At 35.4% G+C, this 13,451-nt stretch carries 15 protein-coding genes; all 15 read left to right on the plus strand.

The window, feature by feature from the left end; all coding sequences use genetic code 11:
* Nucleotides 1-92 precede the first annotated feature (92 nt).
* The 15 genes from fur to lysA all read left to right on the plus strand — a co-directional run bounded on the left by fur (nucleotide 93) and on the right by lysA (nucleotide 13,450).
* The gene (gene fur, locus B2C77_RS10825; RefSeq protein WP_073004277.1) at nucleotides 93-551 is read left to right on the plus strand and encodes a ferric iron uptake transcriptional regulator; all 459 of its coding nucleotides are present in this window, start codon (nucleotides 93-95) and stop codon (nucleotides 549-551) included.
* A 392-nt stretch (nucleotides 552-943) separates the two neighbouring features.
* Nucleotides 944-1,150, plus strand: a complete 207-nt coding sequence (locus B2C77_RS10830) for a DUF4227 family protein (RefSeq protein ID WP_077703617.1) — start codon at nucleotides 944-946, stop codon at nucleotides 1,148-1,150.
* 4 nt (nucleotides 1,151-1,154) lie between these two features.
* Entirely contained in the window at nucleotides 1,155-2,048 is an 894-nt protein-coding gene (xerD, locus tag B2C77_RS10835) for a site-specific tyrosine recombinase XerD (protein ID WP_077703618.1), read from the plus strand.
* A gap of 93 nt (nucleotides 2,049-2,141) precedes the next feature.
* Complete coding sequence (gene deoB, locus B2C77_RS10840; protein ID WP_101933897.1) at nucleotides 2,142-3,317, plus strand: phosphopentomutase; 1,176 nt, start codon at nucleotides 2,142-2,144, stop codon at nucleotides 3,315-3,317.
* 22 nt (nucleotides 3,318-3,339) lie between these two features.
* The gene (locus B2C77_RS10845; RefSeq protein ID WP_077703620.1) at nucleotides 3,340-4,170 is read left to right on the plus strand and encodes a purine-nucleoside phosphorylase; all 831 of its coding nucleotides are present in this window, start codon (nucleotides 3,340-3,342) and stop codon (nucleotides 4,168-4,170) included.
* Between the two features lie 5 nt (nucleotides 4,171-4,175).
* Nucleotides 4,176-5,483, plus strand: a complete 1,308-nt coding sequence (locus B2C77_RS10850; RefSeq protein ID WP_077703621.1) for a pyrimidine-nucleoside phosphorylase — start codon at nucleotides 4,176-4,178, stop codon at nucleotides 5,481-5,483.
* Between the two features lie 466 nt (nucleotides 5,484-5,949).
* A complete protein-coding gene (locus B2C77_RS10855; RefSeq protein WP_077703622.1) occupies nucleotides 5,950-7,125 on the plus strand; it encodes a D-alanyl-D-alanine carboxypeptidase family protein in 1,176 nt (391 codons plus the stop codon).
* Between the two features lie 112 nt (nucleotides 7,126-7,237).
* Nucleotides 7,238-7,591, plus strand: coding sequence for an anti-sigma F factor antagonist (spoIIAA, locus tag B2C77_RS10860; protein WP_073004264.1), 354 nt, complete (start codon nucleotides 7,238-7,240; stop codon nucleotides 7,589-7,591).
* Nucleotides 7,588-8,031 carry an anti-sigma F factor gene (spoIIAB, locus tag B2C77_RS10865; RefSeq protein ID WP_073004262.1) on the plus strand — a complete coding sequence of 148 codons (444 nt, stop codon included), beginning with the start codon at nucleotides 7,588-7,590 and terminating at the stop codon, nucleotides 8,029-8,031. The genes spoIIAA and spoIIAB overlap by 4 nt, the downstream gene beginning before the upstream one ends.
* A 12-nt stretch (nucleotides 8,032-8,043) precedes the next feature.
* The gene (gene sigF, locus B2C77_RS10870) at nucleotides 8,044-8,799 is read left to right on the plus strand and encodes an RNA polymerase sporulation sigma factor SigF (RefSeq protein ID WP_077703623.1); all 756 of its coding nucleotides are present in this window, start codon (nucleotides 8,044-8,046) and stop codon (nucleotides 8,797-8,799) included.
* Nucleotides 8,800-8,871: 72 nt separating this feature from the next.
* Entirely contained in the window at nucleotides 8,872-9,039 is a 168-nt protein-coding gene (locus B2C77_RS21675) for a hypothetical protein (RefSeq protein WP_176087317.1), read from the plus strand.
* Nucleotides 9,040-9,100: 61 nt separating this feature from the next.
* Nucleotides 9,101-9,763 carry a stage V sporulation protein AA gene (locus B2C77_RS10875; protein WP_077703624.1) on the plus strand — a complete coding sequence of 221 codons (663 nt, stop codon included), beginning with the start codon at nucleotides 9,101-9,103 and terminating at the stop codon, nucleotides 9,761-9,763.
* On the plus strand, nucleotides 9,735-10,163 hold the full coding sequence (locus B2C77_RS10880; protein ID WP_077703625.1) for a stage V sporulation protein AB: 429 nt from the start codon (nucleotides 9,735-9,737) through the stop codon (nucleotides 10,161-10,163). Before B2C77_RS10875 ends, B2C77_RS10880 begins: the two co-directional genes overlap by 29 nt.
* A gap of 188 nt (nucleotides 10,164-10,351) precedes the next feature.
* Complete coding sequence (locus B2C77_RS10885) at nucleotides 10,352-11,827, plus strand: spore germination protein (RefSeq protein WP_077703626.1); 1,476 nt, start codon at nucleotides 10,352-10,354, stop codon at nucleotides 11,825-11,827.
* 315 nt (nucleotides 11,828-12,142) lie between these two features.
* Nucleotides 12,143-13,450: a diaminopimelate decarboxylase gene (lysA, locus tag B2C77_RS10890; protein ID WP_077703627.1), complete on the plus strand. Its 1,308-nt coding sequence runs from the start codon at nucleotides 12,143-12,145 to the stop codon at nucleotides 13,448-13,450.
* The last annotated feature ends 1 nt before the right edge of the window (nucleotide 13,451 follow it).

The raw sequence follows: 13,451 nt of genomic DNA on the forward strand, positions 1-13,451 counted from the left end.
TTATTATAAATACAATGTGATATGATTTTGCTTTGACACAATTTTCATCCACGCATATAATAAAGATGGGATATGAGGGAGGTAATAGCCCAATGGAACATCGAATTGACCGGATTAAAAAACAACTCCATGCCCAAAGTTATAAGTTAACACCGCAGCGCGAGGCTACTGTCCGTGTTTTATTGGAAAGGGAAGAAGACCATTTGAGTGCGGAAGATGTTTATTTATTAGTAAAAGAAAAAGCCCCAGAAATAGGTTTGGCAACTGTATATCGTACATTGGAATTATTATCGGAATTGAAAATTGTTGATAAAATAAATTTTGGTGATGGTGTTTCTCGTTACGATTTACGAAAAGAAGGTGCAAAACATTCGCATCACCACCTCGTTTGTTCCGAATGTGGTGCAGTTGAAGAAATTGAGGAAGATTTACTTGAAGAGGTTGAAAAAATAGTTCAAAATGAATGGGGATTTCAAGTAAAGGATCACCGACTCACATTCCATGGTGTTTGTAAGCAATGCCAAGCTGTAACAGTAAGTGCTTCTAGTTAAGTTTCATGCTATTATACTAGAAGCACGTATCTTTATTAAATCGTTTATTTCATTGGATAATGGGACCTAGAAAATTTGTATTCGCTTAAATCGATAGGAAACGAACTAAAAAAATAATAACTTACATATGGAAAATCATTTACAAATGGTGATAAAAGCTGTACATTAAAGATAAGACTCTTTGCTAGTTTTTTATTTTAACCCTGCAAGTGACGGTCGTACCTTATTAGGTTAAGAGTTTCAATGTTAGTACAGAAACCAAGTACGACGGAACAAACTGCTATGGTTAAGTTAGGAAACTATTGTTATATGAAGTTTTACTTTAATACGTATATTGCACCTCTATTTCTGCATATCTTTTTTATAAAGGTATTTTTAGAGGAGCAAAATGTATGAGAACAATTCTAATGGATATTGTAAAAGTGTTTTTTTTGTTTGTTGCGTTCACCTTATTATTTTACTATGGTTTACGTGTTATGCATGCTGAATATGAGCACTTTCATCGCTACGCCCCACCTGAAGGCCCTGCTGTGAAAGTATATTCAGAAGAGCATAGTTTTTTTGAACGCATTCATTTATTTTTCCGTTTAGGGGAGTAAAATTATGTTACATGATAGTGCAAAAGATTTTTTTCAGTATCTGCGAATTGAGCGAGGGTTGTCAGATAATACACTTACATCCTACCAAAGAGATATTAACCAATATATTCAATACTTAAAAACAATTGTAGGAAGAAAGAATTGGGAAGAAGTTACACGAACAGATATGACCAAGTTTTTATACAGCTTGAAAGACGATAATAAGTCGTCAGCTACGATATCTCGTCATATTTCTTCACTGCGAGCGTTTCATCAATTTTTAGTTCGTGAGCAAATTGTGACCCATGATGCAAGTTTGCATATTGAAACACCAAAGAAAGAGCGCAAACTACCAGATGTTTTATCTGTCAAAGAAATGGATGCGCTTTTAAACATTCCAGGGACAAGCCCATTACAGGTAAGAAATAAAGCGATGTTTGAACTTCTCTACGCAACAGGATTACGTGTAACTGAAATGATTACTTTAAGAGTTTCTGACTTACATCTCACCATGGGATTTGTGCAGTGTGTAGGCAAAGGGTCGAAAGAGCGTATTGTTCCATTAGGTAATACAGCTATCCATGCAGTGGAGAACTATTTGCAACAAGGAAGAAAGAAGTTAATTAAACGTCATCCTAAGACAGATACTCTATTTGTAAATCAACATGGTAAACCATTGTCACGACAAGGTTTTTGGAAAGTTTTAAAGAAAAGAGCGTTGGAAGCCGGTATAAACAAAACAATTACGCCCCATACATTACGGCACTCTTTTGCTACACATTTATTAGAGAATGGGGCAGATTTACGACTTGTTCAAGAAATGCTGGGACATGTAGATATTTCCACAACACAAATATATACTCATGTAACAAAAACTAGGCTAAAGGATGTTTATACAAGTTATCATCCCAGAGCTTAATTTTTACTTAGTTGTCTGACATCCTACAACATGGAATGTAAACATAGTTTCTCTTATTTTCGGGAACATAACTAATAGAAGGAGGGAATGTCATTGCAAAAATTTAAACGTATTTTTCTTGTAGTAATGGATTCTGTAGGTATTGGAGAGGCGCCAGACGCTGAAATGTTTAATGATAAGGGGGCTGACACCTTAGGACATATTGCAGCACATCGGAATGGACTTCATATGCCGTATATGGGGAGTTTAGGCTTAAGTAATATTAGAGAAATTCAAGGAATTGAGAAAGCGGATTCTCCAAAAGCGCATTATACAAAAATGAAAGAAGCTTCGAATGGAAAAGATACGATGACAGGTCATTGGGAAATAATGGGGCTTCATATTGAACAGCCGTTTCGCACTTTTCCAGAGGGATTTCCAGCTGAACTTATTCAAGAACTGGAGCAACAAACCGGTCATAAAGTAATTGGAAATAAACCAGCGTCTGGTACGAAAATTATTGAAGAACTTGGCGAAGAACATATGGAAACAGGTGCGTTAATTGTATATACTTCGGCAGATTCTGTTTTGCAGATCGCTGCACATGAAGAAATCATTCCAATTGATGAACAGTATCGTATTTGTGAGATAGCACGAAAGCTAACATTAGATGAAAAGTATATGGTTGGTCGTGTGATAGCTCGGCCGTTTATTGGTAAACCAGATGCCTTTGAACGAACTTCAAATCGCCATGACTATGCTTTAAAGCCTTTTGGAAGAACCGTTATGAATGAACTAAAGGATAATCAATACGATGTTATTGCTTTAGGAAAAATCTCTGATATTTATGATGGGGAAGGGGTTACGTTAGCAGTACGTACAAAAGATAATGATGACGGAATGACAAAATTAGTCGAGTCTATGGAAGAAGACTTTAATGGAATCAGCTTTTTAAATTTAGTTGACTTCGATGCAAAGTACGGACATCGTCGTGATCCTGATGGTTATGCCGAAGCTTTGGAAGCTTATGACGTTCGACTTCCAGAAGTACTAGAGAAACTACAGGATAAAGATTTATTAATTATAACCGCTGATCACGGTAATGATCCAACTCACCATGGTACAGACCACACTAGAGAGTTTGTTCCACTACTTGTTTATCATAATGGTATACAAGAAGGAAAAGAGTTACCAATTCGTGAAACTTTTGCTGATATTGGTGCAACCATTGCTGAAAATTTTGAAGTTTCAATGCCAAAACATGGGACAAGCTTCTTAAATAGCATTTAAAAATAGTAGGGGGGAATCGCGTATGAAGCCAGAAGCAATAAAGCAAGCAAGCACATATATACAACAAAAAATAAAACATCAACCTAAAATAGGTTTAATTCTAGGATCAGGGTTAGGCGTGTTAGCGGATGAAATTGAAGATGCAGTAGTTATTCCATATAACGAGATACCACATTTTCCAGTATCAACGGTATCAGGTCATAAAGGGCAATTAGTCTCAGGAATATTAAAAGGAAAACCAGTTATTGCGATGCAAGGACGTTTTCATTATTATGAAGGATACCCAATGCAACAGGTTACCTTTCCTGTTCGTGTTTTCAAAGATCTTGGAATGGAGACTCTTCTTGTTACCAATGCGGCTGGTGGCGTAAATGAACAATTTCACCCTGGAGATCTTATGCTTATTACAGATCATATCAATAACATGGGGGCCAATCCGTTAATTGGCAAGAATGATAATCAATTAGGAGTAAGATTTCCCGATCTGTCGGAAGTGTATAGTAAAAAATTAATTGCACATGCTGAATCTTGCGCTAAAGACATTGGTTTACCAATTCAAAAAGGGGTGTATGTTGGCAATACAGGCCCTTCATATGAAACACCTGCTGAAGTTCGTATGCTTCGAACGTTAGGCGGCGATGCTGTTGGAATGTCGACGGTTCCTGAAGTTATTGTTGCAGCACATGCTGGTATGGAAGTCCTTGGTATTTCTTGCATTTCAAATATGGCAGCAGGTATTCTTGATCAGCCATTAACCCATGATGAAGTAATTGAAACTACAGAACGAGTGAAAGAATCATTTCTGCAATTTGTTAAGCAAGTAATTGAAAAAATTCCGGAAAGGTTAGGTTGATAAACATGCGCATGTATGACATTATTGAAAAAAAACGAGACAATCAAGCTTTAACAAAAGACGAAATTCAATTTTTTATTCAAGGTTATACGAATGAAGAAATTCCTGATTATCAAGTTAGTGCTCTATTAATGGCAATTTATTTTCAAGATATGAATGATCAAGAACGTGCTGAGTTGACCCAAGCTATGGTCGAATCAGGGGATCAGATTGAATTATCTGCTATTGAAGGAATAAAAGTAGATAAGCATTCTACTGGAGGCGTTGGTGATACAACAACGTTAATCCTTGCGCCACTCGTTGCTTCTGTAGGTGTACCGGTAGCTAAAATGAGTGGAAGAGGTCTAGGCCATACAGGTGGTACAATTGATAAATTAGAGTCTGTGCCGGGCTTTCATGTTGAAATATCCAATGATGAATTTATAGAATTAGTTAATAAAAACAAAGTAGCAGTCGTAGGTCAGTCAGGCAATCTTACTCCAGCTGATAAGAAAATTTATGGTTTGAGAGATGTTACGGCAACAGTAAATTCAATACCGCTGATTGCTAGTTCTATTATGAGTAAAAAGATTGCTTCAGGTGCAGATGCTATCGTTCTTGATGTGAAAACGGGCGCTGGGGCTTTTATGAAAGATTTGGATGATGCTAAGGAACTTGCAACGGCTATGGTTACAATAGGAAATAAAGTAGGAAGAAATACGATGGCGGTTATTTCTGATATGAGCCAACCACTGGGTCGAGCAATTGGAAACGCCTTAGAAGTGAAAGAGGCTATTGAAACATTGCAAGGGAAAGGGCCGGAAGATTTAACGGAGCTTTGCTTAACATTAGGAAGCCAAATGGTCGTCTTAGCAGAGGAGGCTGACACAATTGATGAGGCGCGCAAGAAATTAGAAGCAAACCTGCATAATGGCAAGGCATTACAGCAATTTAAGGTTTTTCTTGAATCTCAAGGTGGAGATGCTTCTGTAGTCGATCATTCTGAAACTTTACCCCAAGCATCTTATAAAATAGAACTGCCAGCTAAAAGTTCAGGAAAAATATCTGAAATTGTAGCTGATGACATTGGAACGGCAGCGATGATGCTAGGCGCTGGCAGGGCAACGAAAGATGCAGTTATTGATTTAGCAGTTGGTCTTGTTTTAAATAAGAAGATTGGAGACAGTGTGCTAGAAGGAGAATCTTTACTTACAATCTATGCAAATACAGAAGACGTTAACGATGTTAAAGAGAAGCTTTACAATAGTATTACTATTTCTACAAATGAAATAAAAGCACCAACATTAATTCATGGTATGATTACAGAATCATAAAAGTAGATTTCTTCAGTGGTTTTCTTTCACCTTAACCGGTTTGAAGTTATGCTTATATGCAAGAGTGCTATTTTGCAATCATGATCTTTAGTCTCTAGAGAATGGTAAAAGCTTTCGTTTAATTCTAGATATAAAACAGGTGAAATTTTATACATTTTGACGAAAAACTAGTTTAACAACTTTCCTTAAGTTAGGAAACTATGTCAAGATAGGTGATGGCTCGCTCAATGTGAGCCATTTATTTTTGTGCTATAGGAACGCATAAGATTTTTAGGTTTATAGTATAGGTAAAACGACGACGTTTTATCCCCATAAAGTAAGCATTATAAAGTAAACTTATCTCCAATATTTTGGTATAAAAAATATCTAATTTGGTTAGCCTATATATATGACGTCTGAATAGGAACTAAAGGATCTATAACGGTTAAAAATGGATAAGCTACATAGGAATATTGGAGGGAAAAGAATGAAAAAAACTCTATGCATCATCAGCCTTGTCTGTATTCTCATGGGAAACGCGGTAACTTTCGTAAGTGCTGAAGAAGTGAAAAAAAATAACAATCAAAAGTTAGCTGAAGATGCTAAATCAGCTCTTTTGATGGAGCGTGATACAGGAAAGATATTATTCCATAAAAATGAGCATGAAAAACTACCACCAGCAAGTATGACGAAAATTATGACGCTGTTATTAATCATGGAAGCATTAGATGAAGAAAATTTAAAAATAAACGAACAAGTAAGGGTAAGCGAGCATGCTGCTTCTATGGGAGGGTCGCAAATATTCTTAGAAGCCGGAGAAGAGATGAGTGTTGATGACTTGTTAAAAGGAATTTCTATAGCTTCCGGTAATGATGCTAGTGTAGCTTTAGCAGAACGAATAGCTGGAAGTGAAGATGCTTTTGTAGAGAAAATGAACCAAAAAGTAAAAGAACTTGGATTAAAAAACACAAAATTTCAAAATGTAACAGGGCTTCCTGCTGATGAGCAGTACAGTACAGCTCATGATATGGCTGTGATGTCGAAAGAGTTGCTAAAATATGAAGATATTACTAACTATACCTCCATTTATGAGGATTATTTACGTAAAGGAGAAGATAATGAATTTTGGCTTGTGAATACAAATCGGCTAGTAAAGTTTTATGCAGGTGTTGATGGGCTAAAAACAGGCTATACAAGTGAAGCAAAATATTGTTTGTCAGCTACAGCGGAAAAAGAAGAAATGCGAGTTATTGCAGTAGTTATGGGAGCAAGTTCTTCTAAAGAAAGAAATGAACAAGTTTCTAAAATGCTTGATTATGCATTTAACCATTATCAAACGCAAAAATTATTTGAAAAAGGCGATAAAATAACCGAATTAAACCTAACTAAAGCTGAAAACAAACAAACTGATGTAGTTGCTGCAGAATCTATTAGTACATTATTTGAGCGGGGAGATTCTATTGACAATATTACTACAGAAGTGGTTATGAAAGAAGATATTCAACTTCCTGTTCAAAAAGGAGATTCTGTAGGTGAGCTTATTGTAAAAGATAAAGATAACATTTTATCTAGAAGTAATTTGACTGTTAAAGATACTATTCATGAAGCGACTTTCGGTACTCTTTGGAAGCGTGTATGGCAAAATATGGCGAAAAATGATTAATTATTTCTATTTTGGCAGAACTATTTCTTCTTTTGTCAACAAGCAGGATTTATATTCTAGATTCTCGAACTATAAAAGTATGGCAGTATGAAAGAAGGAGGAGACAAAGGCAATGGGACTTCATTCAACATTTGCTGTTAAAGAGAATGTATTAGTTGTTCGCCTTTCTGGGGAATTAGATCACCATGAAGCAGAACAACTACGTAAAGAATGGAAAGAAGTAATGTGTGAGCATGACATTAAACATGTAGTTTTAAATTTAGAAGCTATGGATTTTATGGATAGTTCTGGACTAGGAGTAGTGTTGGGAAGGTATAAAGAAGTATTACAGTTAGGAGGAGAGATGGTTGTTTGTTCTGTCTCCCCTCCAGTAAGAAGGTTGTTTGAAATGTCGGGATTATTTAAGATTGTTCGATTAGAGGAGAACGAACAATTTGCTTTAGAGACGTTGGGGGTGGCATCGTGAAAAATGAAATGACAGTTACCTTTTCAAGTGTTAGTGAAAATGAATCATTTGCTAGAGTAACCGTAGCTGCTTTTGTAAGTAAGCTCGATCCGACAATGGACGAGCTTACAGAAATTAAAACAGTAGTATCAGAAGCTGTAACCAATTGCATTATTCATGCTTATAATAATGAACCTCATCATGAGGTAACAATAACCTGTGCGTTAATAGATGAACAAGTGGAATTAATTATCAAGGATAACGGAATTGGGATTGATGATATTGACGAAGCACGCCAGCCACTATATACTTCCAAACCTGAGTTAGAGCGATCTGGTATGGGTTTTACAATTATTGAGAACTTTATGGATACTGTCGAGGTTATATCTAATCCTGAACAAGGAACAACTGTACACATGACCAAACAATTAACCAACGCAAAAACGATGTGCTCATCGTGAAAGGCCTTAGCGATGAATGTTAATGTACAAGGGGATAATAGGAGCGATTCATTATCTGATCAGGAAGTAAAAACACTAATTGAAAAAAGTCAGCAAGGGGATAAAGTAGCAAGAGATAAATTAGTGGAAAAAAATATCCGCCTTGTATGGTCGGTTGTACAACGGTTTATAAACAGAGGATATGACCCAGACGATTTGTTTCAAATTGGAAGTATTGGTCTCATTAAATCCATTGATAAGTTTGATTTATCCTATGATGTCCGTTTTTCCACGTATGCTGTGCCAATGATTATTGGTGAAATTCAACGTTTTATTCGGGATGATGGAACTGTGAAAGTTAGTCGGTCATTAAAAGAAACTGGGAACCGGATTCGAAAGAAAAAAGATGAATTAACGAAAAAAAACGGTAGATCACCAACAGTAAATGAATTATCAGAGGCATTGGAAATCTCACCAGAAGAAGTTATCCATGCACAAGAAGCAAGTAGATCGCCACAATCTATTCATGAAACGGTATTTGAAAACGATGGTGACCCGATTACGTTATTAGATCAAATTTCCGATCAAGATACAAAATGGTTTGAAAGGATCACTTTACAAGAGGCTATTCGCGACCTAAGTGAAAGAGAAAGACTCATTGTTTATTTGCGTTATTACAAAGATCAAACACAATCTGAAGTAGCTAAACGTTTAGGTATATCGCAAGTTCAAGTATCTCGATTAGAGAAGAAAATATTAGAAGAGATGAAACTATACATTGATGTTTAAATAAAACTAGTAGTAAGATGATCTCATTTGCCAAATGCGGTAGATGGGATCATTTTTGTACTATAGGAAAATATGAATGAAGGTTTTTTCCGAATTATAAGCGTGCTACTGTTGCAAGAATTGGTAGATGCGAGTTGGATTAGTTTTCGGGGGAAATATAGCCTATTACGAACCTTTGGGCTAAAGAAAATAGTACAAGCAAAAAAGACGGTGATTTCTCAAGTTTTTATAGCAGATTAAATGATAGAAAATCTTTCATTATAAATAACCTGTGTAAATCTTAAGGTTTTAGTAAATACTAATGGTACAAGTATCCGAAGCGTTTGGAGGGAGAAGAGTGCCCAACCAAGTTTATGTAAGAATGAAAAAAAACATGGAATTAACTGAATATCAATTGTTACAACTAAAAGATATTGCAGTGATATCCACAAATGATACAAAGAAAAAGGAAATTGAATATGCACCAATATATCGATTGGGTAAAAAAGATAAAAATATTGTTGTAATTGACAGTTTTTTAGTTATTGAACATTTGAATCGTAATTTTCCAGATCTGGATTTTCAATTAATTGGCCCAAATCAAACAATAATTCGGATTAATAAGCGCAGAAAGTCTCCTTCAGTTCTTATTGCTCTTAGTGTTTGGTTATTAATTTTTGTTGGAACAGCAATGACAATTATGAATTTTCATTATGATGTAAGTATGCAGGAAGTACATCAAAAAGTTCATTTTCTGTTAACTGGAGAGAAAAAAGAATATCCGTTATGGTTGCAAATCCCCTATTCTTTAGGATTAGGAATTGGTATGCTGTTATTCTTTAATCATTGGTTTAATAAACGCTTTAATGAAGAGCCGAGCCCATTAGAAGTAGAAATTTATAATTACCAGCAAGATTTAGATGATTACGTAATTCAATATGAAAATGCGCACAACGATGCTGACCATCCTCACTCATCTTCTTGAAGTTTTGATTGGATTTAGTGCAGGGCTTGCTGTAGGAGCTGGTTATGTAGCGTTTATTACCATTTTAGGAATTGTTCCTAGGCTTATACAATTAAGTAAAACAGAAATGTTTCTACCTATTTATACAGCATGTATTCTTGTGGGAAGCTTATTCGGAACCTACTTATCATTTACGTCTGTAGTTTGGAACAATTCAGTATTTTTTATAGCTGTATGGGGGCTATTACAAGGTATTTTTAATGGAATGCTTGCAGCTGCATTAGCAGAAGTGCTAAATGTATTTCCAATATTATATAAACGGATTGGTATTGAAAAATATTTGTTATGGCTGCTTATGGCAATTGTCTTTGGAAAAATAGCAGGTTCTTTATTCCAGTGGTTATATTTTGTGAAGCATTAAATGCTTACCGCATTTTATGTAAGTTGCTATTCCCATTTCATTTGGATTTCCTAGCAAAGTTAAATGTGCAAGTAAGTTCTGTTACCTGTTTTTATATTCCGTTTTTCTAACCAAGCTCCCTGTAGCTATTTCCTGAGAAACATTCCATCAGCATAATTATTATTGTAATCTAAAAGGGGGCCGTACATATGGTACAACATGATCAAAAAATACCTGTGAATCCTAGAATAAGACATACTGAAAACTATATGAAAACAAGATTAGGAATTGGTGTTTCCTTTGATTTAGGGTTTCGCGAGCTTGTACTATTAAAACGAGATATTCAAATTTATTATGTGACAGGATTATGCGATTCAATTATCATCCAAGACTTATTAAAAGAGCTCGTTAATTTAAATGATCATGAAGCAAATAGTAAAAAGCTTCCAGAAATCATTAAAAACCGCCTTATACATCAACAAGTTGAACAAGTAAAAACAATGGATGAGGCTGTAGATCAGATGCTATCGGGTTTAATTGTTTTATTTATCGACGGAGAGCGATTTGCTTACGTCATAGATGTACGAAATTATCCAGGTAGAACACCTGAAGAACCAGATATTGAACGAGTGGTTCGTGGTTCTAGAGATGGGTATACTGAAAATATTATTGAAAATACAGCTTTGACAAGAAGAAGAATAAGAGATCCGAGATTGCGTAATGAAATGCTGAAAGTAGGAGAACGATCCAAAACGGATGTTTGCTTAAGCTATATTGATGATGTTGCGGATGAAGGGTTGATTCAATTAATTAAAGATAGAATTCAAGATATTGAAGTTGATGGTATTTCAATGGCTGATAAGACAGTTGATGAATTTATTATCGATCGGAAGTGGTACCCTTATCCACTAGTACGTTATACAGAGCGTCCAGATGTTGCGGCAAATCATTTATTAGAAGGACATGTTTTAATCATTGTGGATACTTCACCTAGTGTCATTATTTTACCGACCACATTTTTTCACCATTTACAGCACGCAGAAGAATACCGTCAAACACCAGCAATTGGTACTTTTATTCGTTGGATTCGATTTTTGGCTATCTTTGCATCCATGTATTTACTACCATTATGGCTATTATTTGTCATGGAACCGGATTTATTGCCTAAAGAACTGGCTTTTATTGGTCCGAATGAAGAAGGAAATATCTCAATTCCTGTCCAGATAGTAATGGCTGTCATTGGTATTGAATTCCTTAGAATGGCCGCAATTCACACACCGACACCTTTATCAACCGCAATGGGTTTAATTGCAGCGGTTTTAATTGGGCAAATTGCCATCGATGTTGGGATGTTTAGCCCTGAAGTCATTTTGTATGTCTCTGTTAGTGCTATAGGTGGCTATGTTACTCCCAGTTATGAGTTAAGCGTGTCTAATAAAATAGTGAACATTATATTCGTGGTGGTTACTGGGTTATTTGGATTAGTTGGTTTTATTACCATATTTTTAGCTCACCTCTTATTTTTAATTCACCTTAAATCTTTACGAACACCTTATTTATGGCCATTTATTCCTTTTAATCCACGGGCTATGTTGCACACTTTAATTCGTATCCCTGTACCATATACAAATAGTAGACCAAGCATTGTTCACCCTAAAAACAATTATCGTCAGCCTGAAAAATGATGGTATTATTCAGTAGGAGTTAAGCGTGTCTCCTGCTGAATACGTACTATTATAACCGTAATGATTTGTTAGAAATCTGAAGTTACCAGTTATAATACGTTTTAAATGTTGTAGAAAAATATTACAATCAGCCGTATAACTACAGTTAGATGTATAAGATAAGACCTGAATTTTTAAATAAGTCTCTTTTCATTTATACGTTGATGTGGTAAAGTTTTTAATTATAACTTGCGCTCTAGAAAAGTATAAAATTTTAAGGTTATAGTATAAGCTAAGTTTTTTAATGTTGAAAGGGTTGCGGAGGTTTTTAATGCTATGATAATTGATAATCATCCATTTACAGTAAATAAACAAGGACATTTAGAAATTGGCGGTATAGATAGTGTATCATTGGCAAAAAAATATGGAACACCTTTATATGTTTATGATGTGCAAATGATTCGAAACAACTGTCGCGCTTTTGTAAATACGTTTAAAAAAATGGATATTCCTGCGAAAGTAGCTTATGCTAGCAAGGCATTTTCATCAATTGCTATGTTACAAGTCATGAAGCAAGAGGGAATGTATTTGGATGTGGTATCGGAAGGAGAATTATACACAGCATTACAAGCTGGTTTTCCAACTGAGAAAATTCACCTTCATGGAAATAATAAAAGTATTGCAGAGATTAGGATGGCAATTGAAAATAATATTGGATGTATTGTGGTAGATAACTTTCAAGAAATACAACATATTCGTTCCTTGCTTAAAGATTACAATAAACAAATGGACGTTTTAATGCGAGTAACACCAGGGGTAGAATCTAAAACACATCAGTATATTATGACAGGACATGAAGATTCTAAGTTTGGGTTTAACTTGCAAAACGGACAAGCGGAGGATGCACTTTTAAAGATGATCGATGACCCATATATTTGTTTTCAAGGATTGCATTGCCATATAGGTTCACAAATATTTGAAACAGACCGATTTATATTAGCTACAAATATGTTATTTCAAGCATTAAAAATGTGGAAGCAACAGTATAATTATGTACCTAATGTGTTAAATTTGGGTGGAGGCTATGGAATTCGTTACACAAAGGAGGATGCTCCTATATCTTACGCCCCATTTATAGAAGAATTAGTTTATGAAGTGCAAAAACAAGCAGAATCTTTAGCGATTTCAATGCCAGAAATTTGGATAGAACCTGGTAGAGCAATTGCTGGCAATGCTGGAATTACTTTATATACTATAGGTTCGATGAAAGAAATTCCAGGAATTCGAAATTATATAGCGGTTGACGGGGGTATGACAGATAATCTACGTCCCTCGTTATATCAAGCAAAATATGAAGCGGTGTTAGCAAATAAAGCAGATTGGCTAGTAGAAAAAAATGTATCTATTGCTGGTAAATGTTGCGAATCAGGGGATATGCTTATATGGGATCTACCTTTGCCTGCCGTTTCACAGAATGACATTTTGGCCGTTTTTTCAACGGGGGCTTATGGTTATTCTATGGCAAACCATTACAATCGATTTGCAAAACCCGCAGTGGTTTTTGTGGAAAATGGCAAGGATAAACTCGTTGTCAGACGTGAGACATATAAAGATGTGACCCGCCATGACCTTAGTTTTGAATAAG

It is taken from the genome of Virgibacillus dokdonensis, from assembly GCF_900166595.1.
GTDB classification, from domain to species: domain Bacteria; phylum Bacillota; class Bacilli; order Bacillales; family Amphibacillaceae; genus Virgibacillus; species Virgibacillus dokdonensis.

What these genes read in the sequence shown, in the direction of transcription:
- fur (WP_073004277.1), top strand. Translation starts at nt 93, where the DNA reads ATGGAACATCGAATTGACCGGATTAAAAAACAACTCCATGCCCAAAGT.
- B2C77_RS10830 (WP_077703617.1), top strand. Translation starts at nt 944, where the DNA reads ATGAGAACAATTCTAATGGATATTGTAAAAGTGTTTTTTTTGTTTGTT.
- xerD (WP_077703618.1), top strand. Translation starts at nt 1,155, where the DNA reads ATGTTACATGATAGTGCAAAAGATTTTTTTCAGTATCTGCGAATTGAG.
- B2C77_RS10845 (WP_077703620.1), top strand. Translation starts at nt 3,340, where the DNA reads ATGAAGCCAGAAGCAATAAAGCAAGCAAGCACATATATACAACAAAAA.
- B2C77_RS10850 (WP_077703621.1), top strand. Translation starts at nt 4,176, where the DNA reads ATGCGCATGTATGACATTATTGAAAAAAAACGAGACAATCAAGCTTTA.
- B2C77_RS10855 (WP_077703622.1), top strand. Translation starts at nt 5,950, where the DNA reads ATGAAAAAAACTCTATGCATCATCAGCCTTGTCTGTATTCTCATGGGA.
- spoIIAA (WP_073004264.1), top strand. Translation starts at nt 7,238, where the DNA reads ATGGGACTTCATTCAACATTTGCTGTTAAAGAGAATGTATTAGTTGTT.
- sigF (WP_077703623.1), top strand. Translation starts at nt 8,044, where the DNA reads ATGAATGTTAATGTACAAGGGGATAATAGGAGCGATTCATTATCTGAT.
- B2C77_RS21675 (WP_176087317.1), top strand. Translation starts at nt 8,872, where the DNA reads ATGAATGAAGGTTTTTTCCGAATTATAAGCGTGCTACTGTTGCAAGAA.
- B2C77_RS10875 (WP_077703624.1), top strand. Translation starts at nt 9,101, where the DNA reads ATGGTACAAGTATCCGAAGCGTTTGGAGGGAGAAGAGTGCCCAACCAA.
- B2C77_RS10880 (WP_077703625.1), top strand. Translation starts at nt 9,735, where the DNA reads ATGCTGACCATCCTCACTCATCTTCTTGAAGTTTTGATTGGATTTAGT.
- B2C77_RS10885 (WP_077703626.1), top strand. Translation starts at nt 10,352, where the DNA reads ATGGTACAACATGATCAAAAAATACCTGTGAATCCTAGAATAAGACAT.
- lysA (WP_077703627.1), top strand. Translation starts at nt 12,143, where the DNA reads ATGATAATTGATAATCATCCATTTACAGTAAATAAACAAGGACATTTA.